The organism is Pseudomonas sp. S3_E10 (assembly GCF_054667615.1).
This window is the reverse complement of the sequence record NZ_CP162743.1, coordinates 4,450,832-4,476,268: the sequence shown is the minus strand read 5'-3', so window position 1 is coordinate 4,476,268 and position 25,437 is coordinate 4,450,832. Positions and strand designations below refer to the sequence as shown.

Sequence of the window (25,437 nt, the reverse complement as noted above, 5' to 3'; positions counted from 1 at the left end):
CCCAGGCTCCCTTAAAGGCTATTGATCAATGTGGTGAAGGTTTCTTGCGCAGCCTTAATGATCTGTGACGATGCGGTGTAGTACTGCTGGAACTTGATCATGTCGCCCGCCTCGTCATCCAGGTTGACCCCGGACACCGAGTTACGCGCGGCTTTGTTGGCTGCCAGCAACGCCCCTGTCGCGGAAACATCAACGCCAGACTGGTTCGCCTTGGCACCCACCTGGGAAACCAGGCGGCTGTTGGCGCCGGTCAGGCTCACCCCCACGTTACCGTCGCCCAGGCCGACCGTGGCCTTGGTCTGCAGATCGAGCAACTGCTGAGCGTTACGGCCATCGGATTTGCCGCCACTGTTGAACGAAAAGGTCGTGCTGTCACCACCCGCCGGCGAACCGTTGATGGTGGTGTCGAATTTGAAACCGGACCCCGGGATCACGGCGCCAGTGGCGTCCAGTTCGGGCACATTCACGGTGATCTTGTTGCCCTGCCCCGGAATGATGGTGCCGGTACCCAGCGGTTTGCCCTGGGCATTGCTGATCGTGTACGACTGCGTGCCATCCGCCGCCGGCTTGTCGAAGACCATTTTTACCGGCATCAGCGCTTTGATATCCGTACGCAACTGCGCAGTCGCAGCGCCCCCGTGGATATCCAGCGGCACGGTCAACGACGGCTGGGTAAACGTGCCCGTGCCAGCGTTGGTCTTGCCACTTTCGCCAATCAGCGGCCCGGCAAACGCGAGCTTGTTGGCATCGACCATATCCACTCCGATGGCGCTGGCCCCGGTAGCGGTTGGACTGACCTTGAAGCTGTCCGGGTAGCTCATGGTGCCCTTACCATCGAGCGCCAGAGTGAAGCCGTCCATCGGCACCTGGTTCGCGGCCGTGATGTCGAAGGTGCCCATGGCCTTACCGTCGGAGCGCAGCACCGTCACCATGTTCGGGTTGGCCTGGTCGCTGAAGGTGACCTTGTAGTCGAATGTCGTGAGCTTACTGCTGTCGGTGATCGTCACGTTCAGGTTGCTTGCCGTCGCGCTGTTACCCGACGCGCCCTGGCTGCGTGAAGCGATGGCCGTGGCACTGTTGATGTCCTTGAACAGCGAGGTGCCGAATTCACCGTTCAGGTCCAGGCCCTGGCCCAGCTGATTGTTGACGGTGTCCGCGGTGGCCACGGCCAGACGGCCCAGCTCATTGATGGCGGGCATCAACGCATCGCTGCGATAACGCAACAGGCCACCAATGCTGCCGCCGGTGACGACCGAACCGAGGTCCAGGGTGGTGCCGCTGACATTCAACTGAATGGTGTATTGGCTGTTATCGCTTTTGCTCGGCACCGCCGAAATAGTGTTGGAAATACCGCCTTCCACCAGCGACTGCCCGGTACCGGTGTTAATGCTGAACTGGCCGTTCTTTTCCGTCGCCGTCACGCCGATCAGCTCGTTGAGCGCACGCACGGCCTCGTTGCGCGAGTCCAGCAGGTTAGCCGGTGGGCTGCTGGCCGAACCCTGGGCCTGTTTGATCTGCTTGTTGAGCGAAGCGATCGAAGACGTCAGTTGGTTGACCTGATCGCTCATCGTGCTCAACTGGCTATTGATGGTTTCTTTTTGCTGGGTCAGTTGCGTCGACAGCGAGTTGAAGCGATTGGTCAGGGTCTGGGCATTGGCAACCAGCAGCTGCCGGGCCGAAAGATCATTGGGGTTCGAAGACGCCGTCTGCAACGTTGCGAAAAACGTGCTGAGGACCGACGACATGCCCGTGGTGCGATCCGACAACAGCTTGTCCACGCTGCTGACCTGACCCAGGTACGCATTGGCATCGGCACTCAGCGAGGTACTGTTCTGATACGCGGCATCGAGGTACTCGTTGTACACCCGGCGCACATCCGCCAGGGTCGTACCGCTGCCGATAAACACACCGCCGAACTGGTTCGACGCATTGGCGGTCTGACTGCTCTGCTGGCGCGAATAGCCCGGCGTATTAACGTTGGCGATGTTGTTACTCAAGACCGACAACGATCCTTGAGCGGCGTTAAGACCCGACATCCCGATATTGAGCAAACTCATGGTTCAGACCTTATAAATGAGTGGTCGCGCCAGCGGCAGCGTAATTCTGGTAACTGTTCATCGTTTTTGCGATCTGCGAAATCTTGCTGGCGTAGGCCGGGTCGGTGGCGTAACCGGCTTTTTGCAACTCGCGCACAAACTGTTCCGGGTTGTCGGCCGACTTCAGTACTTCTTTATAGCGATCATTGCTTTGCAGCAAAGTCACCAGGTCATGGAAGCTGTCCTGGTAGGAGTCGTAGGAGCGGAACTGCGCCGTTTCCTTGACCATCGCCCCATCACGAAACTCGCTGGTAATCGCACGTGCCTGGCCGCCCTGCCAGCTCTGGCCGGCCTTGATGCCGAACAGGTTGTGGCTGCTGCTGCCGTCCTCGGCGCGCATCACCGATTTGCCCCAACCGGTCTCCAGGGCGGCCTGGGCCACCAGGTACTTCGGATCGACACCGATGCGCGCAGCGGCCGCCTTGGCCATCGGCAACATGGTGGCGACGAATTCATCCTGTGAACTGAACGCCTTTTTCGCCGGCGCCAATGGCGGCTGGGCCACGGCGCGGCTGTAGATCTGCATGCGGTCGCTGGGCACGGCAAAGCTGCGCGCGGCGCTGTTGACCACGTTGTCTTGCAAGGCGCTGTTACGCAGCGGCGCGGCCTTGGCCTCGCTGGCGGCCTGGGTGGTCGGCACGATGCCGGCGAGCAGGCGATCGGTCAGCTTGCTCGGCAAGGCGATACGGCGCTGGTTCATCAGCTCCATGTCGTTGCTGTGGGCAGCAGCGGCACCGGCCTGGGGCTCGGCTACGCGGTAAGCCCACAGCGGGCGCTGACCATTGGAGCGGCCCAGCGGCCCGGTGGCCTGGGTGCCGGCGGCAATTTCGGTCGGCACATCGGCTTTTTTCGCAGGCTCGGCAGCCGCCGGGCCCTGCAAGGTGGCCGCCTGGGCGTCCACCGGTTTGTTCTTCTGCATCTGGCGCATCAGCACGTCGGCCAGGCCGATACCGCCGCCTTCGCGGGACATCGACACGGCCAATTGCTGGTCGTACATCTCCTGATACTGCTTGGCGGCCGGGGTGTTCATCGGGTTGTCCTTGCCCAACACCTCGGTGGCCGAGCGCATCGACTTGAGCATCTCGTTGAGAAACAGCGACTCGAACTCCTGCGCCACCTTGCGCATGTTGCCTTCGCTGTTCTTGTCGTCACCGACCTTGAGCTGGTTAAGCCGGTTCAGGTCGGAGTAAGACCCCGAGTCCGCCGTGCTGGTAAGACCGCTCTTGCGCATATCCATGACCATGGCCTCAGATCACGATCAGGTCGGCTTGAAGGGCGCCGGCCTGTTTCAAGGCTTCGAGGATCGCCATCAAGTCGCCGGGGGCTGCGCCCACCTGGTTCACCGCGCGGACAATTTCATCCAGGGTGGTACCGGGGCCGAACTTGAACATCGGCTTGGCTTCTTGCTGGGCATTGACCCGCGAGCGTGGCACCACGGCAGTCTGGCCATTGGACAGCGGCCCGGGCTGGCTGACGATCGGGTCTTCGGTGATGGTCACGGTCAGGCTGCCGTGGGTCACCGCGGCCGGCGACACCTTGACGTTCTGGCCGATCACGATGGTGCCGGTACGCGAGTTGATGATGACTTTGGCCACGGCCTGGCCCGGGTCGACTTCGAGGTTTTCCAGGATCGACAGGTAATCCACGCGCTGGCTTGGGTCCAGCGGCGCGGTTACACGGATCGAGCCGCCATCGATGGCCTGGGCCACGCCAGGGCCGAGCATATCGTTGATCTTGTCGACCACGCGCTTGGCGGTGGTGAAGTCGGAGCGGTTGAGGTTCAGGGTCAGGCTATTGCCCTGGTTGAAACCGCTGGGCACGGTACGTTCCACCGTGGCGCCGCCGGGAATACGACCGGCCGACGGCACGTTGACGGTGATCTTCGAACCGTCACGGCCCTCGGCGTCAAACCCGCCCACCACCAGGTTGCCCTGGGCGATGGCGTAGACGTTGCCGTCGATACCTTTGAGCGGCGTCATCAGCAAGGTGCCACCACGCAGGCTTTTCGAGTTACCGATGGACGACACGGTAATGTCCACCGCCTGGCCCGGCTTTGAAAACGCCGGTAATTCGGCGCTGATGGACACTGCCGCGACGTTCTTGAGTTGCACGTTGCCCGAGCCCGCCGGCACCTTGATGCCGAACTGCGAGAGCATGTTGTTGAAGGTCTGCAGGGTGAACGGGGTCTGAGTGGTCTGGTCACCCGTACCGTTGAGCCCTACCACCAGGCCGTAGCCGATCAACTGGTTGGACCGCACGCCGGAGATGCTGGCGATGTCTTTCAGGCGCTCGGCCTGGGCGACAGCGCTCAACGAGAGCAGGAGTGCGGCCGCCATCAGCTGTTTGAGTTTCAAAGTGGCCACCTAGAAAGGGAACAGCGGGCTAAGGAAGAAACGGTCGAACCAGCCCGGCTGGCTTGCATCAGCGAACGCGCCGGTGCCGGAATAGGTAATGCGTGCATCGGCAATCCGCGTGGACGGCACGGTGTTGTCGGTGGAGATGTCATCGGCGCGCACCATGCCGGCGATGCGTACCAGCTCGTCACCGGTGTTGAGGGTCATCCACTTCTCACCGCGCACGGCGATGATGCCGTTGGGCAATACATCGGCCACGGTCACGGTGATCGAACCGGTCAGGCTGTTGCCCTGCCCTGCCGCGCTCTTGCCGTTGGTGGCACGGTCGCCGCTGTAGCCGGCGCTCAGGCTCAGGTCGCCATCGCCCAACGGGTTATTGACGTTGGGCACCGCGCCGAACAACGAGGTCAGGCCAATGCCCGCCTTGCTGGTTTTACCCACCTGGGAGTTGGCGTTCTTGCTCGCCTGGGTGCGCTCGTTGAGGGTGATGGTGATGATGTCACCGACCCGGAACGCCTTGCGGTCGCTGTACAGGTTCTGTTCGAAACCGGCCTGGTAGATCGAGCCATTGTTGGCCGCCGCCGGCAACGGCGTGCGCGGCAACACCGGCGCGTAGTACGGGTCATTGGGTTTTGGCGTCGGGGCGACGCAGCCCGCGAGCACGGCAATCCCACTCAATGCCAGAACGGAAACATAGCGATTCATGACCCTACCTCACGGTGTTGCAGGCGCCCTCAAGAGCGCCCCATAGACTTGATTACAGATTCTGCGTTACGAACGAAAGCATCTGGTCGGCGGTGGAGATCACCTTGGAGTTCATCTCGTAGGCGCGCTGAGTGGTGATCATGTTGACCATCTCTTCAACGGTGCTCACGTTGGACGTTTCCAGGGTGCTTTGCAGCGTGGTACCGAAACCGTTCAGGCCAGGGGTGCCGATTTGCGGCGCGCCGCTGGAGGCGGTTTCCAGGAACAGGTTGTTGCCCATCGCCTGCAGGCCGGCCGGGTTGATGAAGTCGGCGGTTTGCAGGTTGCCGATCACTTGCGACGCCGGGTTGCCGGCCACGGTGATCGACACGGTGCCGTCGTTGCCGACAGTGAAGGTCTTGGCATCGGCCGGCACGATCACGGCCGGTTCCAGGGAGAACCCGTTGGCGGTGACGATCTGGCCATTGGAGTCCAGGTGGAAGGTACCGTCACGGGTGTAGGACGTGGTGCCATCCGGTTGAAGGATCTGGAAGAAACCACGGCCGTTGATGGCCATGTCCAGCGGCTGGCCGGTCTGCTGCAGGTTGCCGGCGCTGAAGTTTTTCTGGGTGCCGACAATTGCCACACCTGTACCCAATTGCAGGCCCGACGGCAGTTCGCTGTCCTGGGTCGACTGGGCGCCAGGCTGCTTCTTGATCTGATAGAGCAGGTCCTGGAATTCGGCGCGGTCACGTTTGAAACCCGTGGTCGACACGTTGGCCAGGTTGTTGGAAATGGTGGTCAGGTTGGTGTCCTGGGCGGACAGGCCTGTTTTGGCAACCCATAGAGCCGGAAGCATGCTGTTCTCCTCTGTGCGCCTGTTTGTTGGCGCCGTGCTGCGAAATTAGTGAATGACTTAGCTCATCTGCATGACGCGAGTCATGGCCTGGTCGTCTTCCTTGGCGCTGTTCATCATCTTGATGTGCAGCTCGAATTGCTTGGAGAGCGCCAATACCGCCGTCATTTCTTCCACAGCATTGACGTTGCTCGCCTGCAGGAAACCCGAGGTCAGCTTGACGCTCGCATCGACCACGGCCGGCTGGCCATCCTTGGTGTGGATGGTGCCATCGAGGCCCTTGTTCATGTTCTTGAGGTCCGGCTGGACCAGCTTGATGCGGTCTACCTCGGCCATCACGCGCGGGCCTTCGCCCATGGCGCGAATGCTGATGGTGCCGTCGGCGCCCACTTCAATCTTCTGCTGCGGCGGTACGGCAATCGGCCCACCGTTGCCCATGATCGGCATGCCGTTACCGGCACGCAGCACGCCCAATGCATCGACGTTCATGCTGGCGCTGCGCACGTAGGCTTCGCCGCCATCCGGGGTTTGCACGGCCATCCAGCCATCACCATTGACGGCCACGTCCAGGTCACGACCGGTTTCGATCATCGCGCCAGGGCTGAAATCGGTGGCTGGGCGTTCGGTCATGGCAAACGCCCGCGCCGGAAAGCTGTCACCGAACACCGGCATCGAACGCGCCTGTTCCAGGTCACGCTGAAAACCGTTGGTGGAAATGTTCGCCAAGTTGTTGGCATGGGCCTTCTGCGCCAGTGCATTCTGGCTGGCGCCGGTCATTGCCACATAAAGGTACTTGTCCACACTCTTTCCTCTTTCTGACGCAGGCTTGCCGCCTACCGCTGTACTGAGGAGGCTTAAGCAATTTGCGAACCAACTTTTCAAAAGAGGACGAAGCCCAGCAACCACGGGGGCTTGCGCAAAGGCATTAAAAAATATGGAGGGAGGGATAGTCGAAAAAACGGCGGACTACTGCCGCTTACGGCAACGGCGCAGATCAATGTGAGAGGGTGTAGCCCCCTCCCACCTTGGGTTATTTGTCGGCCTTGAGAATCTCGTAATCGCGCAGTTTGTTGGCGATGGTGGTATGCGACACGCCCAGTCGCTTGCCCAATTGCCGACTGCTGGGGTGCTCGGCATACAAACTTTCCAGCACCGCCTTCTCGAAGCGCCCGACAATCGCCTCCAAGCCGCCCTCCAGGGAAAAATCGCCAAGCGGCTGACGCACGCCATAGTCCGGCAGGCGAATATGCTCAGCCTTGACCGTCCCGCCCTCGCACAACGACACCGCCTGGAACAGCACGTTTTCCAACTGCCGCACATTGCCCGGCCAGTGGTAGTGGCTGAGCTTGTCCATCGCGGCAGGCGCCAACCTGGGCAGCGGGCAGCCGATCTGCCGACTGGCCTGATCGAGAAAGTGCTCGACCAACGGCGCCAGGCCATCGAGGCATTCGCGCAGTGGCGGAATATGCAATGACAGCACGTTGAGGCGGTGATAGAGGTCCTGGCGGAATTCGCCACGGGCGCACAGTTCGGACAAATCGACCTGGGTCGCGCAGATCACCCGCACATCCAGGTACACCTCCTCATCGCTGCCGACCCGTCGGAAGCAGCCGTCCTGCAGAAAGCGCAGCAATTTCACCTGCAGGCGCGCGCTCATTTCCCCGACGCCATCCAGAAACAACGTACCGCCCGCCGTCAGTTCCAACAGCCCCAACTTGCCCTCGGCCCGCGCGCCTTCAAACGCGCCAGGTCCATAGCCGAACAGCTCGGTCTCGGCCATCGATTCGGGCAAACCGGCGCAGTTCAACGCCATCAGCGGCGATTGGCCACGCGGGCTGGCCAGGTGACAGGCGCGCGCCAGCAGCTCTTTGCCGGTGCCGGTTTCGCCTTCTATTAATAGAGGCGCGTCCAGCGGTGCCATGCGCCGGGCTTCACGCACCACCGCCGCCATGACTCTGGAACTTTGGAAAATGCTGTCAAAGCCGCGCAGCTCCTGCTTGCGCACGTTGTAGATGCGCTCCCCCACACGGTCGGCGCGGTGCAGGGTCAGCACGGCGCCGGCCATGGCTTCGCTGTCATCGTGCTCGGACGATTGCAGCGGCGCGATATCCGCCAGGAACACGTCGCCCTTGACCTTGACCCGCAGGCCGTTGATCCGCGATTTGCTCGCACGCACCAACTCCGGCAGGTCGAAATCCTCGGCATAGCGCGACAGCGGAATGCCCGGCACCTCGTCCACCCGCACACCGAGCAACTGCGCCGCCGCACGGTTGGCGGCGACGATGGAGCCGCCCATATCGATGGACAGCACCGGGAACTCCAGGGCGCCGAGCAACGCGTTGAGTTCCATGTGTCGACGCTCGCTGGGCATCAGCCCTACCCTTTTCACGCCAAACACCCCGGCAATCGCTTCGAACTGCGGGCGCAGTGCCTGGAACTGCATGTTCACCAGGTTCGGGCAAAACAAATAGATGGCATTGCCATGTTCCCCGCCGACCTCGCCCTTGGCGACGTTGACGCCGTACTCCACCAGCAGGTTGAGAATGTCCCGCAGGATGCCGATGCGGTTCTGGCAGTGCACTTTGATACGCATGAAGAGGCCCGAACAATGGGTAGGCGCCGCGTCTTTTTGTCGCTGGGCGCAGATAGTCGTCAAGATTATGTTACAGCCTGTGAGCTTTTCACAGCCCGGCGCGGCGATGGGCTACAGAAACGTAACGAATACTTTACGAAAAGCCGCGTCTTTTCCTACAAGAACACCGCGCAGGCGGGTGGAATCCTGCCCTTCACGGGTTATCAATAGGTACATCGCAGGACATAACAAGAACGAATGCCTAGCAGGAGAACCGTATGAAGCAGACGCACTACGTGGCCCGCGAGCCCGATGCGCAAGGTTTTATCCACTACCCGCCGGAAGAACACGCGGTGTGGAACACCCTGATCACACGTCAGTTGAAAGTGATCGAGGGTCGCGCCTGCCAGGAATACCTGGACGGCATCGACAAGCTCGGCCTGCCGCTGGACCGCATCCCCCAGTTGGGCGAAATCAACGCCGTGCTGGCCGAAACCACCGGCTGGCAAGTCGCACGGGTACCGGCGTTGATTCCCTTCCAGACTTTTTTCGAATTGCTCGCCAGCAAGCAGTTTCCGGTGGCGACCTTTATTCGTACCCGTGAAGAACTGGACTACCTGCAAGAGCCGGATATTTTCCACGAGATCTTCGGCCACTGCCCCCTGCTGACCAACCCCTGGTTCGCTGAATTCACCCACACCTACGGCAAACTCGGCCTGGCGGCCACCAAGGAGCAGCGGGTGTACCTGGCGCGCCTGTACTGGATGACCATCGAGTTCGGCCTGGTGGACACTCCCCAGGGTCGACGCATCTACGGCGGCGGGATCCTGTCGTCGCCCAAGGAGACGGTGTACAGCCTGTCCTCCGAGCCCGAGCACCAGGCCTTCGACCCGCTGGAGGCGATGCGCACGCCGTATCGCATCGACATCCTGCAACCGCTCTATTTTGTGCTGCCCGAGCTCAAGCGCCTGTTCGAGGTAGCCCAGGAAGACATCATGGGCATGGTCGAACGCGGCATGCAGCTGGGTCTGCACGCCCCCAAGTTCCCGCCCAAACCCAAAGCCGCGTGAACCACGATTTTTATGGCCAGGTGAGCCTTTTCCCTGGCCCCGCGTTGCTTTAGGGTGACGCTCACTGATCTTCAATCATTCGAATTCAGGACACCGCACATGACCACCTTGAACCAAGCCCACTGCGAAGCCTGCCGCGCCGATGCCCCACAGGTCAGCGATGAAGAACTGCCGGTACTGATCAAGCAGATCCCCGACTGGAACATCGAAGTACGCGACGGTGTGATGCAGCTGGAAAAAGTCTTCCTGTTCAAGAACTTCAAGTTTGCCCTGGCCTTTACCAACGCCATGGGTGAAATCTCCGAAGCCGAAGGCCATCACCCAGGCCTGCTCACCGAGTGGGGCAAAGTCACCGTGACCTGGTGGAGCCACTCGATCAAGGGCCTGCACCGCAACGACTTCATCATGGCCGCGCGCACCGACGAAGTGGCCAAGACCGCCGAGGGCCGCAAGTAATGCATTTCGATGCCATTGGCCGCGTACCCGGCGACCCGATCCTGGGGCTGATGGACCTGTACGCCCAGGATCCCAACCCGAACAAGTTCGATCTGGGCGTGGGCGTGTACAAGGACGACCAGGGCCTGACGCCGATTCCCCCTTCGGTGAAGCTGGCGGAGCAGCGCCTGGTGGAGCGGCAAACCACCAAGACCTACATCGGCGGCCACGGCGATGCAGCCTTCGGCGCGTTGATCAGCGAACTGGTGCTCGGTGCCGATTGCGCGCTGATTCGCGACCGCCGTGCCGGCGCCACCCAGACGCCTGGCGGCACCGGCGCCCTGCGCCTGAGCGCCGACTTTATCGCCCACAGCCTGCCCGGCCGGGGCGTGTGGCTGAGCAACCCGACCTGGCCGATCCACGAAACCATCTTCGCCAAGGCCGGCCTCAAGGTCAGCCACTACCCCTACGTAGGCGCGGACAACCGCCTGGATGTAGCCGCGATGCTGGCAACATTGGCCCGCGTACCCGAGGGTGATGTGGTGCTGCTGCATGCCTGTTGCCACAACCCCACCGGTTTCGACCTGTCCCGGGATGACTGGCGCCAAGTGCTGCAGATCGTGCGCGAGCGCCAGTTGCTGCCGCTGATCGACTTTGCCTACCAGGGTTTCGGCGATGGCCTGGAGCAAGACGCCTGGGCCGTGCGATTGTTTGCCGCCGAACTGCCGGAAGTGCTGGTCACCAGTTCTTGCTCGAAGAACTTCGGCCTGTACCGCGACCGGGTCGGCGCGCTGATCGTGTGCGCCGCGGATGCCGAGAAGCTGACGGACGTACGCAGCCAACTGGCGAATATCGCGCGCAACCTGTGGTCGACGCCGCCGGATCATGGCGCGGCCGTGGTCGCGACCATCCTCGGTGATGCCCAGTTGAAAAAGCAGTGGAGCGACGAGGTCGAAGCCATGCGTTCACGGATCGCGCAGTTGCGTTCCGGGCTGGTGGAGGCGCTCGCGCCCCATGGGCTGGCCGAGCGGTTTGCGCATATTGGCGCGCAACGCGGGATGTTTTCCTACACCGGTTTGAACGCCGAGCAGGTCAAGCAACTGCGCGAGAAGCACAGTGTGTATATGGTCAGTTCGGGCCGGGCCAACGTGGCCGGGGCGGATGCAACGCGGTTGGCGCTATTGGCCGAAGCGATCGCCGACGTCTGCAACTGAACAAACCGGTTCAAATGAGGGAGGGGTTTTCCACCTCCCTCATTTGGACTGTGGTTGGCCTTCAGCTTGCGACCATCTCAGCCTTGAGCAGTGCCTCTCTGGCCTGCGCATCCGCCAGCCGATACAACTCGATATGCCCATCCCAGTGCTCGATCAGCGCCGTGCACGACTCCACCCAATCCCCACAGTTGAGGTAGTCCACCTCGCCCACTTTGCGGATCTCCGCATGGTGGATATGCCCGCACACCACGCCATGCAATTCGCGCTTGGTCACTTCGTGGGCGATGGCTTCTTCGAAATCGCTGATAAAACTCACGGCGGTTTTGACCTTGTGCTTCAAATACGCCGAGAGTGACCAATAGCCATAGCCGTACCGTGCGCGCCAATGGTTCAGCCAGCGGTTCAAGGTGAGGGTGAACTCGTAGGCCGAGTCGCCGAGAAACGCCAGCCAACGGTGATAACGGGTGATCACATCGAACTGATCGCCATGGATCACCAACAGATGACGGCCATCGGCAGTCACGTGCACCGCCTCATCGACCAATTGGATATTGCCCAGGATCAACTTGGAATAGCGGCGCAGGAACTCGTCATGGTTACCGGTGACGTAGATCACCTCGGTGCCGCGCTTGGCCATGGTCAGCAGGCGGCGGATGACGTTGGTGTGCGCTTGTGGCCAATACATGCCCCCGCGCATTTTCCAGCCGTCGATGATGTCACCCACCAAGTACACTTTGTCGGCGTGGTAGCCCTTGAGGAACTGCGACAAGTGTTCGGCCTGGCAATCCCGGGTGCCCAGGTGCACATCGGAAATCCACAAGGTACGTACGCGCTGTTTACGGCTGGGCTGGGTGAGCTCGGCACTGGTCATGGGCATCCCTCGACGCTGTTTTGGCGAGCTTGCGCCCTGGCGATTAATAGCCCATGACAGCTGTGCGTCAGTCTGATGACAGCGACGAGCCTGTTCGCCCGGGTTTGGCCAAACGCGCTGCAACCCACAGACATCGGCATGACCAACCCATTAGACTGCGAGGCTGTTAGCTCGTCTGCTCAAGGATCGCAATGACTCCCCGCTCAGCCCTCGGCGCCCTGCATATCGGCGCATTGATGTTTGGCCTCACCGGCGTCTTCGGCAAGCTGGCGGCCGCCTCGCCGTCGATCATCGTATTTGGGCGCGCCCTGTTTGCCGTGCTGGCGCTGGCGGTATTCGCCCGATTTGCCAGCAACACCGCGTGGAAAACCCTGGAGCGGCGCGATTGGCGCCGCCTGTTGGTCAGCGGCGTGTTGCTGGCGGCACATTGGGTGACGTTCTTCATCGCGGTCAAGGTGGCCGGTGTGGCCGTCGCCACGCTGGGGTTCACGGCGTTCCCGGCGTTTACCGTGATCCTTGAGGGGCTGATTTTCCGCGAACGCATCCGCGCCAATGAAATCGTGCTGGTGGTACTGGTGAGCGTTGGCCTGGTGCTGGTCACCCCGGACTTCAACCTGGCCAGCGAAGCCACCGGTGGCTTGCTGTGGGGCATCGCCTCGGGGCTGCTGTTCTCCCTGCTTTCGCTGAACAATCGCGCCAGCTCCGGGCGTATACCGGCGGTGCAGGCGGCGTTGTGCCAGAACGTGGTGGTCGCGGTATGCCTGCTGCCCGTGGCCGCGCCGGGCCTGATGCAAGTAAGCGCGCTGGACTGGTTGTGGATCGGCCTGCTCGGCGTGTTCTGCACTGGCCTGGCCCACAGCCTGTTTGTGGCCAGCCTCGCGGTGATCAAGGCCCGTACCGCCTCGGTGGTGTTTGCCATGGAACCGGTCTACGGCATCACGGCGGCCTGGCTGTTGTTCGCCGAAACGCCGACGCTGCGCATGCTGCTGGGCGGCGTGCTGATCATCGTCGCCATCGTGCTTTCGGGGCTGCTGGGCAGCGCCAGCCAGGCTAAACAACCGGCTGCAACGGCCTGATCTATACTTTAAACATCCGCAACAGTCTGTAGTCGTTCAACGGATAAAGACCGCTCGACGACAGCCACGGCGTTTTCTGAAGTTGCTGCACGTGGGTGGTCATCCCTCAACGCGATGCAGGAGCTTTAACCATGGAAATGCTCATCAGCTTGCTGGTTCAGGTGATCAGCGGCGCCGTCGGCGGTAACCTCGCCGGCATGACCAAACAAAGCCTGGGCACCGGGCTCAATACCACTCTCGGTGGCGTCGGCGGCCTGATCCTGGGCCAGGTTGTTTCGGCGCTGACCGGCACCTCCGGTGGCGAAGCACTGGATGTGGCGGCGGTCGGCAGCAATATTGTCGGCGGTGGCGTCGGCGGCCTGGTGCTCACCTGGGTGGTAGGCTTGATCAAAAGCAAGATGGCCGAGAAATAACGGCGCACCACCGGGTCACCGCCCAACAGCGGCGGTGACTTTTACTGCGTACGGTCGTTGTGCCCCAGGTCGCGCTGCGGGTCGATCCGATCGCGCACGCGCTGCTTGAGCACCTTGGCTTCGGGGAAACCTCCGTCCGCCTTGCGCTCCCAGATCTGCACGCCATCACAGGTGATGCGGAACGCCCCACCGCTGGCAGGCTCCAGCGACACCTTGGCCAGGTCATCGCTGAAAGTGCTCAACAGCTCCTGGGCCAGCCAGGCCGCACGCAACAGCCACTGACACTGGGTGCAATAGGTGATGACGATCTCGGGTTTGCTCGCGGACATAATTCAGAAATTCCTGGCGTAACGAGGGATGAGGGTCAGGCGGCTATAATAGCGGCCTTTATCGCCCAGCCTCGAGATTCACGATGCGCCGCCTGTTGCCCTACCTGTTTCTGTGCCTCATCCCTCTGTTTGCCGATGCCGTCGAAGCCCCACGCCCTAAAATCGGCCTGGTGCTGTCTGGTGGCGCCGCCCGTGGGCTGGCGCATATCGGTGTGCTCAAGGCGCTGGAGGAACAAGGTATCCACATCGACGCCATCGCCGGCACCAGCATGGGCGCGGTGATCGGCGGGCTGTACGCCTCGGGCTACAAGATCGATGAGCTGGAAAAACTCGCGCTGAGTATCGACTGGCAGCAGGCCTTGTCCGATGCGCCGCCGCGCGAAGACGTGCCGTTTCGGCGCAAGCAGGACGATCGTGATTTCCTGGTCAAGCAAAAGCTGAGCTTTCGTGATGACGGCAGCCTCGGCCTGCCGCTCGGAGTGATCCAGGGCCAGAACCTGGCGCTGCTGCTGGAAAGCATGTTCGCCCACAGCAGCAACACGCGTAATTTCGACAAGCTGCCGATCCCCTTCCGCGCCGTGGCCACCGATATCACCACCGGCGAAAAGGTGGTGTTCAGCAAGGGCCACCTGCCCCAGGTAATCCGCGCCAGCATGTCGATCCCGGCGGTGTTCGCCCCGGTGGAGCTGGACGGCCGCCTGCTGGTGGATGGCGGCATGACCGACAACATCCCCCTGGATGTGGCACGGGAGATGGGGGTCGATATCGCCATCGTCGTCGATATCGGCACCCCGCTGCGCTCGCGCAAACAACTGGCAACGGTGGTGGACGTGCTCAACCAGTCCATTACCCTGATGACCCGGCGCAATTCCGAAGAGCAGCTCAAGGCGCTGAACCCCAAGGACGTGCTGATCCAGCCGCCCCTGGCCGCCTATGGCGTGACCGACTTCGGCCGCGCCAAAGACATGATCGACGCCGGCTACCGTGCCACCCGCGCCCTGGACTTGCGCCTGGCCCACTTGCGCCCCGCCGAACCCATCGACCCCACACTGGTGGCCGCGCGTACACCGGGCGAACGCACCCCGGTGATCACTGCAATCAAGCTGGAGAACGACTCGAAAGTCAGCGACGACGTGATCCGCTACTACATCCGTCAACCGCTGGGTGAACCGCTGAACCTCGGCCGTTTGCAAACCGACATGGGCACCCTGTATGGCCTGGACTACTTCGATCAGGTGCAATACCGCGTCGTGAAAAAAGGCCAGGACAATACGCTGGTCATCAGCGCACGCGGCAAACGCAGCGGCACCGATTACCTGCGCCTGGGCTTGAACCTGTCGGACGACATGCGCGGCGACGGCGCCTTCAACCTCGGCGCCAGCTACCGCATCAATGGCATCAACCGCCTCGGCGCCGAATGGCTGACGCGCGTGCAGATCGGTGATCGGCAAGAACTGTACAGCGAGTTCTACCAACCGATGGACGCCGGTTCACGCTACTTTATCGCGCCCTATCTCAGCGCCCAGGCGCAGAACGTCGAGTTGATCCTGGACAACGACCCCATCTCCGAATACCGCCTGGAACGCTATGGTTTCGGTTTGAACGTGGGGCGCCAGATCGGCAACAGCGGCGAGATCCGCTTCGGCGTCGGCGAGGCCTGGGGCAAAGCCGATGTGCGCATTGGCGACCGCGACCTACCGAGTTTGAGCTTCAACGAGGGTTTCTATGAGTTGAAGTATTCCTTCGACTCCCTGGACAACGTGTACTTCCCGCACACCGGCGAGGACATTGGCCTGGCCTTCCGTGAGTTCGAGCCCGGCCTGGGCTCGGACCAGCGTTACCGGCAGTGGGAATTCAAGCTCGACAAAGCCATGAGCCACGGCCCGGACACGTTGGTGCTGGGCGGTCGCTACGGGCGCACCCTGGATGATTCGGACGTGGTGATTTCCAGCTTCCTGCTGGGCGGTGCGCGGCAATTGTCGGGCTTTCGCCAGGATGCGATTTCAGGGCAGAACATCAGCCTGATGCGCGCGGTGTACTACCGCCGGCTGACGCCGCGTTCGTACCTGCCGCTGGATTTCCCGCTGTACCTCGGCGCGTCGCTGGAACGCGGTCGGGCGTGGAACAACGACAATGAATTCGATAGCGGTTATATCAACGCCGCGAGTATTTTCCTGGGGTTTGATACACCGCTGGGGCCGCTGAATTTCAGCTATGGCTTCAATGATGATAATCAGAAGGCGGTGTACCTGAACCTCGGGCAGACGTTCTAGAGCCCTACGCAAATCAAATGTGTGGGGGGGGTGGTGATGAGCGGGACTTAATGAGGTGAGCGGGCCCGCTCACCACAACAAGTCCGGCCGGCATACATCAGCGTTCAGGTCAGGACTTTTCCAGATTCGCCAGGATGTGCCCATGCACGCGCATGCACACGCGCAGATCCGCCTCGTCCACGCCCACAAAGAGCTCGTGGCGCAAAGCGGTGGCAATGGTTTCAATCTGCTCGATCAACGGCCGGGCGGTGTCACACAGCAGGATGCGTTTGGCGCGACGGTCTTCCACCACGGCCTGGCGTTGCACCAGGCCTTGGCCTTCGAGGCTGTCGAGCAAACGGGCCAGGGTCGGCCCTTCTACACCGACGCTTTGCGCCAGCTCACGCTGTGTCGGTGCTTCTTCGAAACGGGCCAGGTGCAACAGCACCAGCCAGCGCGCCTGGGACAAACCCAGCCCCGCCAAACGGCGGTCCAGCTCAGCGCGCCAACCTCGGGACATTTGCGCCAGCTGCATGCCAAAACGGTGTTGATCGGTTAACGGCATAAAAAACTCATGATTTAGACTAAAAACAAATTGTGGCTAATTATTAGTCAGCTAAGCATGCGCCATGCCCGTAGGCAAGAGTCGCTATGTACTGATTCGTTACATTGTCGTAATTGGCACACTAAATTTCGAATTCAGACTGCAAAGCGGCCCGCACGCAGTACAACACACCGTCTGGAACGCGCCCTGAAAACAGCGGCGCGATCTCGGCCACCGGTGGCAGTTCGCCCTCGCCATCAAGAAACGCGTCCTGGATCTCGCCGAGCAAATCTTCCGGCAAATCAAGCGCCTGCTCCAGCGACAGCTGTTGTTTGCCGATGGCTTCGGCCAGCAAGGTGTAGACGTTCTTTTCCGAGCATTGCAACTGGCCGGCGATCTGGATCGGCGTCATGCCGGCACGTGCCAGGCTGATCAGCTCGTGGCGAATATCCGCGATTTCCTTCGGCGCTTCGGCCTGGCCGCCGAGCACTTCGAGGAACGCCTGGCCGTAGCGCTCAAGCTTGCGCGCCCCCACACCACTGACCCGCCCCATTTGCGCCATCGTGGTCGGCTGCTCGCGCAGCATCTCCAGCAAGGTGGAGTCGGGGAAAATAACGTAAGGCGGCACGCTGTGTTCCTGCGCCAGTTTGCGTCGAAGGGTACGCAGGGCTTCCCACTGTTCGCGTTCCTCCAAGCGCACCAACTGGCTGGCCTGGCTGGTGCTGCTCTTGGCCGTGGTCTGCGGCTTGAGGTCGCGGCGCAGCTCCAGGCTCACCTCGCCCTTGAGCAGCGGCCGGCAACTGTCGTTCAGGCGCAGGCCGCCATAGCCCTCAATGTCGATGTCCACCAGGCCGCGCGCGACCATCTGCCGGAACAGCGAACGCCACTCACCTTCGGCGCGGGCCTTGCCGACCCCATAGACCGACAGCTTTTCGTGACCGAAGCTGCGCACCTTTTCGTTGTCCTTGCCCAGCAGTACATCCACCAGATGCCCCACGCCATAACGCTGGCCGGTGCGATAGATCGTGGACAAGGCCTGACGCGCAGGCTCAGTGGCGTCCCAGGTCTGCACGCCGTCCATGCAGTTATCGCAGTGGCCACACGGCTGTGGCATGTCTTCGTCGAAGTACGCCAGCAAGGTCTGGCGCCGGCAGCGGGTCTCTTCACACAGGGAGAGCATGGCGTCGAGCTTGTGCTGCTCCAGTCGCTTGTGGCGTTCGTCGCCTTCGGAGTTCTGCAACATCTGCTTGAGCATCACCACGTCTTGCAGGCCGTAGACCATCCAGGCATCCGCCGGCAGGCCATCACGGCCGGCACGACCGGTTTCCTGGTAGTACGCCTCAAGGGACTTGGGAAGGTCCATATGAGCCACGAAACGTACGTTGGATTTGTCGATACCCATGCCGAACGCGATGGTGGCCACCATGATCAGGCCTTCCTCGTTAAGGAAGCGCTTCTGGTGCGCAGAGCGCGTTTCATTCGGCAACCCTGCGTGGTACGGCAGTGCCGGGTAGCCCTGCTCGCAGAGGAACGCGGCCACTTCGTCGACCTTCTTGCGCGACAGGCAATAAACGATGCCCGCATCGCTGCGCCGTTCGGAGAGGAACGCCAGCAACTGCTTGCGCGGCTGCTCCTTGGGCACAATGCGGTAGAAGATATTCGGACGGTCGAAGCTCGACAGGAAACGCTCGGCATTCTGCAGGTGCAGGCGCTCGACGATTTCTTCGCGGGTGCGCTTGTCGGCAGTGGCGGTCAGGGCGATACGCGGCACATCGGGGAACAGTTCGGCCAACTGACCCAGTTGCAGGTATTCGCGACGGAAATCGTGGCCCCACTGCGAGACGCAGTGCGCTTCATCGATGGCGAACAAGGCGATTTCCAGGCTTTGCAAAAAGGCCAGCATGCGCGGCTGCACCAGGCGCTCAGGGGCCAGGTACAGCATTTTCACTTCGCCACGCTTGATGCGCGCAGCCAGATCGCGCTGCTGCTCGGCGCTGAGGGTGGAGTTCAAGGACGCAGCCGCGACGCCGAGTTCTTCCAGGGTAGCGACCTGATCGTCCATCAACGCGATCAACGGCGACACCACCACGGCCAACCCATTGCGCAGCAAGGCCGGCACCTGGAAGCACAAGGATTTGCCGCCGCCGGTAGGCATCAATACCAGGGCGTCTCCACCACTGGCCACGCGCTCAATGATCGCACCCTGGCGGCCACGAAAACTGTCGTAGCCGAAGATGTCCTTGAGGACGCGTTGAGCCTGCTCGAGCATGTAAAACTCCAAAAATAGTCCCGAAAACCCTCTGTACAGGCTGGCCGAAAAAATACGGCTTTACGGGAAATAATCCGTAAGCGAAGTTTTCGCGGACTGGCGCCTAACCTGTAAGGGCATCACAAAACGCGGCAGTATACCCGAGCGTCATCCACCGAAGGGCACCACTGACGAATTGCAGCCCGTCTCTAAAACCTGGCAAATCTGCATGGCGACTGGCTTGGGCGCGCAAGAACGCCTAGAATTCAGCATCGTTTATTCCCAAGGTAGTCCTTCAATGTCCTTCGCTGAGCAACTAACCCGCCTGCAAGCCTTCCTCGACGCCGATGAGCTGCATGACGAGGCGCTGGACTATGTGGCCGCCCACGGCTACCTGACCGCCCTGTCGATCTGCGCCGAAGAAGTGCCTGATCGTGAATGGATCGACGCACTGTTCGCCGAAGAGCCGCATTACGCCAACGACGCCCAGCGCGAAGAAATCGAAGCCACCCTGCTCGCCCTCAAGGCCCACATCGGTCGTCAACTGGCCTCCGACGAGGAATTCGAGCTGCCATGCGAGCTGGACCTGGGTGAAGACCCGGATGACTCCGACCTGCGCGGCTGGTGCATCGGTTTCATGGAAGGCGTGTTCCTGCGCGAAGCCGCCTGGTTCGAAACCGCCGAGGAAGAAGTCAGCGAAATGCTCCTGCCGATCATGGTCGGTTCGGGCCTGTTCGACGACCAGCCGGAATTCGCCGACATCGCCAGCGATGCCAACCTGATGGACGACATGATCGTCCAGATCCCGGAAGCCCTGACCGCGCTGTACCTGCTGTGCAACGCGCCTGACGAAAAACCGGCGATCCTCAAGCCTCGTCACCACTGAGTCGCTTGCCCGTGACACCCATGGGCAACCGCTCGCTGCTCCTGCGTTACGCACTGCTGGCCATCGGCTGGTTGAGCGTTGCGCTGGGAGTGATCGGCATTTTCCTCCCGGTGCTGCCGACCACGCCCTTCCTCCTGCTCGCTGCCGCCTGCTTCGCTCGAAGCTCACCGCGCTTCTACCAGTGGCTGGTCGAACACCCACGCCTGGGCCCCTGGATCCGTGACTATTTGGAGGGCAACGGCATCCCGCTCAAGGGCAAGGTCTACGCCATCGGCCTGATGTGGCTGAGTATCGGCCTCTCCTGCTACCTGGTGCCGCTGCCGTGGGCACGTGGGTTCATGCTGACCAGTGCCGTGCTGGTGACTGTCTACATCCTGCGCCAGAAAACCCTGCCGCCTCGATAGGCCGCGACATCACGTCGCGCTCAGACCATGGTCGACACTGACTAACCCCAAGCATCATGCGAGACTGTCCAACCGGGCCTGGAATGCCCGGGCGTTCTTGTGCTCGGAGTTACCATGACGCTGTCCAGCGGGCTGATTGCCGCCGTTGCCCTGGCCTATATGGCCATTATGTTTGCCATCGCCTTCTACGGTGACCGTCGCCACGCGCCCTTGCCGCCGCGTGTGCGCGCCTGGGTGTACAGCCTGTCGCTGGCGGTTTACTGCACCAGTTGGACTTTCTTCGGCGCTGTAGGCCAGGCCGCCGAACAGTTGTGGGCGTTCTTACCGATATACCTGGGGCCGGTGCTGCTGCTGGTGTTAGCGCCCTGGGTTCTGCAGAAGATGATCCTGATCAGCAAGCAGGAAAACATCACCTCAATCGCCGACTTTATCGCCGCGCGCTACGGTAAATCCCAAGCCCTGGCGGTCGTGGTCGCACTGATCTGCCTCGTCGGCGTATTGCCTTATATCGCCCTGCAACTCAAAGGCATCGTGCTGGGGGTGAACCTGTTGATTGGCGCGGGTGCCGACACCACCGGCACCCGCGCCCAGGACACGGCATTGATCGTGTCGCTGGTGCTGGCGTTGTTCACCATTGTGTTTGGTACGCGCAACCTCGACGCCACCGAACACCACCGTGGCATGGTGTTGGCGATTGCATTTGAATCTCTGGTCAAGCTGCTGGCTTTTCTTGCCGTCGGCGCGTTCGTGACCTACGGCCTGTACGACGGTTTCGGCGACCTGTTCAGCCAGGCGATGCTCGCACCACGGCTGGAAGAGTACTGGAAAGAAACCATCAACTGGCCGTCGATGGTGGTACAGACCGGCGTGGCGATGATGGCGATCATTTGCCTGCCGCGCCAGTTCCACGTGACGGTGGTGGAGAACATCGACCCTCAGGATCTGCGCCTGGCCAAATGGGTCTTCCCTGCCTACCTGATCCTCGCCGCGCTGTTTGTGGTACCCATCGCCCTCGGCGGCAAAATGATGTTGCCCACGTCGGTATTGCCGGACTCCTACGTGATCAGCCTGCCCATGGCCGAAGCTCACCCGGCACTCGCCGTGCTGGCCTTTATCGGCGGCGCCTCGGCAGCCACGGGCATGGTGATTGTGGCCAGCATCGCCTTGTCGACCATGGTCTCCAACGACATGCTGCTGCCATGGCTGTTGCGCCGCTCCAGCGCCGAGCGGCCATTCGAAGTGTTCCGCCACTGGATGCTCTCGGTACGCCGGGTCAGCATCGTGATCATTCTGTTGCTGGCGTATGTCAGCTACCGCTTGCTGGGGTCTACCGCGAGCCTGGCCACCATCGGCCAGATCGCGTTTGCCGCCGTGACGCAGCTCGCCCCCGCCATGCTCGGCGCGCTGTACTGGAAGCAGGCTAACCGACGGGGCGTGTTTGCCGGGTTGGCGGCAGGTACGTTCCTGTGGTTCTACACCTTGGTCCTACCGGTAACGGCGAAAAGCCTGGGTTGGTCACTCAGCCTTTTCCCTGGCCTGACGTGGATGCATTCACACCCGCTCGGCTTGTCGGTGACCTCTCTTACACTGGGCACGGTGTTTTCCCTGGCGGGGAATTTCACCTTATTTGTGTGGGTGTCGATGTTGTCGCGCACGCGGGTCTCCGAACACTGGCAAGCCGGGCGTTTCATCGGCCAGGAAATCAGCCAGCGTGCCAGCGCCCGCTCGATGTTGTCGGTACAGATCAGCGACCTGCTCAGCCTGGCGGCGCGCTTTGTCGGTGAAGAACGCGCCCAACAGAGCTTTATCCGCTTCGCTTACCGCCAGGGCAAAGGCTTCAACCCCAACCAGAATGCCGACAACGACTGGATTGCTCACACCGAGCGCCTGCTGGCCGGTGTACTCGGCGCTTCTTCGACACGCGCCGTAGTAAAAGCTGCGATTGAAGGGCGGGAAATGCAGCTGGAGGACGTGGTACGCATTGCCGACGAAGCGTCTGAAGTGCTGCAATTCAACCGCGCACTGTTACAAGGCGCCATCGAGAACATCACCCAGGGCATCAGTGTGGTGGACCAGTCCCTCAAGCTGGTGGCCTGGAACCGGCGCTACCTGGAGCTGTTCAATTACCCGGACGGTTTGATCAGCGTGGGCCGACCGATTGCCGATATCATCCGCTACAACGCCGAGCGCGGCCTGTGTGGCCCCGGCGAGGCCGAAGTGCATGTGGCGCGACGCCTGCACTGGATGCGCCAGGGCCGCGCGCATACCTCTGAGCGCTTGTTCCCCAATGGGCGAGTGATCGAGCTGATCGGCAACCCAATGCCGGGCGGCGGTTTTGTCATGAGTTTCACCGACATCACCGCGTTCCGCGAAGCCGAACAGGCCCTCACCGAGGCCAACGAAGGCCTTGAACAACGGGTGACCGAGCGTACCCATGAACTGTCGCAGCTCAATGTGGCGCTGACCGATGCCAAAGGCGTGGCCGAATCCGCCAGCCAGTCGAAGACACGCTTCCTCGCGGCCGTCAGCCATGACTTGATGCAGCCGTTGAACGCCGCACGCCTATTCTCCGCCGCCCTCTCCCACCAGAACGACGGGCTGTCCAGCGAAGCCCGGCAACTGGTGCAGCACCTGGACAGTTCGCTGCGCTCCGCCGAAGACCTGATCAGTGACTTGCTGGATATCTCACGACTGGAAAACGGCAAGATCAACCCGCAACGTCAGCCCTTTGTCCTCAACGAGCTGTTCGACACCCTGGGTGCCGAATTCAAGGCGCTCGCCCACGAACAAGGCCTGCGCTTTCGCTTGCGCGGCAGCCGTTTGCGCGTCGACAGTGACATCAAGCTGCTACGGCGGATTTTGCAGAATTTCCTGACCAACGCCTTCCGCTATGCCGACGGCCCGGTGCTGCTTGGCGTACGTCGACGCAAGGGCGAACTGTGCCTGGAAGTCTGGGATCGTGGCCCCGGTATTCCGCAGGACAAACAGAAGGTGATCTTCGAAGAGTTCAAGCGCCTGGACAGCCATCAGACTCGCGCTGAAAAAGGCCTGGGCCTGGGCCTGGCGATTGCCGATGGCCTATGTCGCGTGCTGGGCCATCGCCTCAGCGTGCGCTCATGGCCGGGCCAAGGCAGCGTGTTCAGCGTGCGCGTGCCATTGGCGCGCAACCAAACCGCTGCACCGGTCAAGGCCCCGCAGGAAAATGGCCTGCCACTGAGCGGCGCGCAAGTACTGTGCGTGGATAACGAGGAGAGCATCCTGATCGGCATGCGCAGTTTGCTGACACGCTGGGGTTGCGAAGTGTGGACCGCCACCGACCAGGCGCAGTGCGCGGCGTTGCTGGCAGAGGGTGTGCGGCCACAACTGGCGCTGGTGGATTACCACCTGGACCACGGCGAGACCGGCACCGAATTGATGGGCTGGCTGCGCGCGCAATTGGCGGAGCCGATTCCCGGCGTGGTCATCAGTGCCGACGGCCGCCCCGAGATGGTCGCCGAAGTGCATGCAGCGGGGCTGGACTACCTGGCCAAACCGGTGAAGCCGGCGGCGTTGCGGGCGTTGATCAGCCGGCACTTACCGCTGTAGGCAAGCAGATCAACCTGTGGGAGCGGCTTGCTCCGCCAGCGGGATGCCAGTCAATAAATACCGACTGGCACTGCGCTATCGGGAGCAAGCCCCCACATTTAGCACTGCGTTTACTCGGGAAGGTGTGCCACGCCGTCTGAGTCGGTCATGGCCCGTTCCAGCAAATCTGCCGACAGGCTTTTACTGGCGCGGGCGCCGAGCAATTTTAATTGCTCGGTGCGGCTGACCAGATTTCCACGTCCATCCGTCAGCTTGTTTCTCGCAGCGCTGTAAGCCTTGTCCAACTGCAGCAGACGGTTGCCCACCTCATCCAGGTCTTCGATAAACAGCACAAACTTGTCATACAGCCAGCCGGCGCGCTCGGCGATTTCACGGGCGTTCTGGCTTTGGCGTTCCTGCTTCCACAGGCTGTCGATCACCCGCAAGGTGGCCAGCAAGGTGGTGGGGCTGACGATCACGATGTGGCGGTCGAAGGCTTCCTGAAACAGGTTCGGCTCAGCCTGCAACGCGGCGGAAAACGCCGCTTCGATCGGCACGAACAACAACACGAAATCCAGGCTGTGCAAGCCTTCCAGGCGCTTGTAGTCCTTGCCGGCCAAACCTTTGACGTGATTACGCAATGACAGCACATGCTGTTTCAACGCCGCCTGGCCGATCAGTTCATCATCGGCGGCGACGTATTGTTGATAGGCCGTCAGGCTGACCTTGGAATCCACCACCACCTGCTTGTCGCCGGGCAACATGATCAGCACATCCGGTTGGAAGCGCTCACCATCCGGCCCCTTGAGGCTGACCTGGGTCTGGTACTCGCGACCCTTCTCAAGACCTGCATGTTCCAGCACCCGCTCTAGGATCAGTTCACCCCAGTTGCCCTGGGTTTTCTGGCCCTTGAGCGCGCGGGTCAGGTTGGTGGCTTCATCCGACAGACGCAGGTTCAATTGCTGTAGGCGCTCAAGCTCCTTGGCCAGGGAAAAACGCTCGCGCGCTTCGTTCTGGTAGCTCTCTTCCACGCGTTTTTCGAAGGACTGAATGCGCTCCTTCAGCGGGTCGAGCAACTGCCCGAGGCGTTCCTGGCTGGTTTGCGCAAAGCGCTGTTCACGCTCATCGAAGATCTTGCCGGCCAGCTCGGCGAACTGTGCACGCAGTTCATCCCGCGAACCTTGCAGGTCATTGAGGCGCTGTTGCTGGCTTTCCTGTTGCTCGCGCAGTTCGGCGCGCAGGGCGGCCGACAACGCATCGAGGCGCCGCAATTCGGTTTCCTTGGCGCTGCGGTCGAGGCTCCAGGCGTGGGCGGCGTCGCGTGCGTTGTCGCGGTCGATGTGGAGCAACTCGACTTCGCGGCGCAGCGCGGCCAGGTCGGCTTGCTTGGCGGCATTGGCGTGGCTCAGGTCGCTGATTTCATCGCGGCTGGCATCCAACTGCGCAGCGAGGCCTTCCTGGGCCAATTGCGCCGTGGCCAGGCGTTCTTCCAGCAATTCCCAGCCGGTGGTGCGCGCAGTCAGCCGCCGTTGAAGCTGCCAGCACACCGCCAATAAAGGCACTGCGGCA

Annotated in this window: 21 protein-coding genes; 9 read left to right on the top strand and 12 right to left on the bottom strand. The window is 61.7% G+C overall.

Annotation, left to right across the window (positions count from 1 at the left end):
* Positions 1-11 precede the first annotated feature (11 nt).
* From flgK to AB4N98_RS20530, 7 genes are all read right to left on the bottom strand, one after another.
* The gene (gene flgK, locus AB4N98_RS20560; protein ID WP_068938085.1) at positions 12-2,057 is read right to left on the bottom strand and encodes a flagellar hook-associated protein FlgK; all 2,046 of its coding nucleotides are present in this window, start codon (positions 2,055-2,057) and stop codon (positions 12-14) included.
* Between the two features lie 10 nt (positions 2,058-2,067).
* The gene (gene flgJ / locus AB4N98_RS20555) at positions 2,068-3,339 is read right to left on the bottom strand and encodes a flagellar assembly peptidoglycan hydrolase FlgJ (RefSeq protein ID WP_032883425.1); all 1,272 of its coding nucleotides are present in this window, start codon (positions 3,337-3,339) and stop codon (positions 2,068-2,070) included.
* 4 nt (positions 3,340-3,343) lie between these two features.
* On the bottom strand, positions 3,344-4,432 hold the full coding sequence (locus AB4N98_RS20550) for a flagellar basal body P-ring protein FlgI (RefSeq protein ID WP_032883431.1): 1,089 nt from the start codon (positions 4,430-4,432) through the stop codon (positions 3,344-3,346).
* Between the two features lie 27 nt (positions 4,433-4,459).
* Positions 4,460-5,155, bottom strand: a complete 696-nt coding sequence (flgH, locus tag AB4N98_RS20545) for a flagellar basal body L-ring protein FlgH (protein WP_010208725.1) — start codon at positions 5,153-5,155, stop codon at positions 4,460-4,462.
* Between the two features lie 52 nt (positions 5,156-5,207).
* A complete protein-coding gene (gene flgG / locus AB4N98_RS20540; protein ID WP_017527602.1) occupies positions 5,208-5,993 on the bottom strand; it encodes a flagellar basal-body rod protein FlgG in 786 nt (261 codons plus the stop codon).
* A gap of 57 nt (positions 5,994-6,050) precedes the next feature.
* Positions 6,051-6,791 (bottom strand): flagellar basal body rod protein FlgF, encoded by a 741-nt coding sequence (locus AB4N98_RS20535; RefSeq protein WP_017527601.1) that lies wholly within the window; start codon positions 6,789-6,791, stop codon positions 6,051-6,053.
* A gap of 229 nt (positions 6,792-7,020) precedes the next feature.
* Positions 7,021-8,583 (bottom strand): sigma-54-dependent phenylalanine hydroxylase transcriptional regulator PhhR, encoded by a 1,563-nt coding sequence (locus tag AB4N98_RS20530; protein WP_017527600.1) that lies wholly within the window; start codon positions 8,581-8,583, stop codon positions 7,021-7,023.
* Positions 8,584-8,840: 257 nt separating this feature from the next.
* Between AB4N98_RS20530 and phhA the strand changes: the two genes are divergently transcribed.
* The 3 genes from phhA to AB4N98_RS20515 all read left to right on the top strand — a co-directional run bounded on the left by phhA (position 8,841) and on the right by AB4N98_RS20515 (position 11,281).
* Positions 8,841-9,632: a phenylalanine 4-monooxygenase gene (gene phhA / locus AB4N98_RS20525; RefSeq protein WP_217855286.1), complete on the top strand. Its 792-nt coding sequence runs from the start codon at positions 8,841-8,843 to the stop codon at positions 9,630-9,632.
* Positions 9,633-9,731: 99 nt separating this feature from the next.
* Positions 9,732-10,088 (top strand): 4a-hydroxytetrahydrobiopterin dehydratase, encoded by a 357-nt coding sequence (locus AB4N98_RS20520; RefSeq protein WP_003192995.1) that lies wholly within the window; start codon positions 9,732-9,734, stop codon positions 10,086-10,088.
* Positions 10,088-11,281: an amino acid aminotransferase gene (locus AB4N98_RS20515; RefSeq protein ID WP_017527598.1), complete on the top strand. Its 1,194-nt coding sequence runs from the start codon at positions 10,088-10,090 to the stop codon at positions 11,279-11,281. The genes AB4N98_RS20520 and AB4N98_RS20515 overlap by 1 nt, the downstream gene beginning before the upstream one ends.
* A 61-nt stretch (positions 11,282-11,342) precedes the next feature.
* Here AB4N98_RS20515 and AB4N98_RS20510 read toward each other — a convergent pair whose 3' ends face one another.
* Positions 11,343-12,152, bottom strand: a complete 810-nt coding sequence (locus tag AB4N98_RS20510; protein WP_065878084.1) for a UDP-2,3-diacylglucosamine diphosphatase — start codon at positions 12,150-12,152, stop codon at positions 11,343-11,345.
* A gap of 191 nt (positions 12,153-12,343) precedes the next feature.
* Here AB4N98_RS20510 and AB4N98_RS20505 point away from each other — a divergent pair, with 191 nt between their 5' ends.
* Entirely contained in the window at positions 12,344-13,228 is an 885-nt protein-coding gene (locus AB4N98_RS20505) for a DMT family transporter (protein ID WP_017527596.1), read from the top strand.
* A 131-nt stretch (positions 13,229-13,359) separates the two neighbouring features.
* Positions 13,360-13,641 (top strand): hypothetical protein, encoded by a 282-nt coding sequence (locus AB4N98_RS20500; RefSeq protein ID WP_017527595.1) that lies wholly within the window; start codon positions 13,360-13,362, stop codon positions 13,639-13,641.
* Positions 13,642-13,682: 41 nt separating this feature from the next.
* On the opposite strand, the gene AB4N98_RS20495 is transcribed toward AB4N98_RS20500, so the two are convergent.
* Positions 13,683-13,970 carry an Rdx family protein gene (locus AB4N98_RS20495; protein ID WP_017527594.1) on the bottom strand — a complete coding sequence of 96 codons (288 nt, stop codon included), beginning with the start codon at positions 13,968-13,970 and terminating at the stop codon, positions 13,683-13,685.
* A gap of 83 nt (positions 13,971-14,053) precedes the next feature.
* Between AB4N98_RS20495 and AB4N98_RS20490 the strand changes: the two genes are divergently transcribed.
* Complete coding sequence (locus tag AB4N98_RS20490; protein ID WP_460148885.1) at positions 14,054-16,243, top strand: patatin-like phospholipase family protein; 2,190 nt, start codon at positions 14,054-14,056, stop codon at positions 16,241-16,243.
* Positions 16,244-16,352: 109 nt separating this feature from the next.
* On the opposite strand, the gene AB4N98_RS20485 is transcribed toward AB4N98_RS20490, so the two are convergent.
* Both AB4N98_RS20485 and recQ read right to left on the bottom strand, forming a co-directional pair.
* A complete protein-coding gene (locus AB4N98_RS20485; protein ID WP_017527592.1) occupies positions 16,353-16,787 on the bottom strand; it encodes a MarR family transcriptional regulator in 435 nt (144 codons plus the stop codon).
* A 121-nt stretch (positions 16,788-16,908) separates the two neighbouring features.
* Entirely contained in the window at positions 16,909-19,035 is a 2,127-nt protein-coding gene (recQ, locus tag AB4N98_RS20480; protein WP_017527591.1) for a DNA helicase RecQ, read from the bottom strand.
* Positions 19,036-19,312: 277 nt separating this feature from the next.
* Here recQ and AB4N98_RS20475 point away from each other — a divergent pair, with 277 nt between their 5' ends.
* The 3 genes from AB4N98_RS20475 (at position 19,313) to AB4N98_RS20465 (ending at position 23,889) form a co-directional block, all read left to right on the top strand.
* Entirely contained in the window at positions 19,313-19,900 is a 588-nt protein-coding gene (locus tag AB4N98_RS20475) for a UPF0149 family protein (protein WP_065878086.1), read from the top strand.
* Between the two features lie 20 nt (positions 19,901-19,920).
* Complete coding sequence (locus AB4N98_RS20470) at positions 19,921-20,304, top strand: YbaN family protein (protein WP_026067239.1); 384 nt, start codon at positions 19,921-19,923, stop codon at positions 20,302-20,304.
* Positions 20,305-20,418: 114 nt separating this feature from the next.
* On the top strand, positions 20,419-23,889 hold the full coding sequence (locus AB4N98_RS20465) for a hybrid sensor histidine kinase/response regulator (protein WP_017527588.1): 3,471 nt from the start codon (positions 20,419-20,421) through the stop codon (positions 23,887-23,889).
* Between the two features lie 110 nt (positions 23,890-23,999).
* Here AB4N98_RS20465 and AB4N98_RS20460 read toward each other — a convergent pair whose 3' ends face one another.
* Complete coding sequence (locus AB4N98_RS20460) at positions 24,000-25,364, bottom strand: DNA recombination protein RmuC (RefSeq protein WP_175404203.1); 1,365 nt, start codon at positions 25,362-25,364, stop codon at positions 24,000-24,002.
* Positions 25,365-25,437 lie beyond the last annotated feature (73 nt).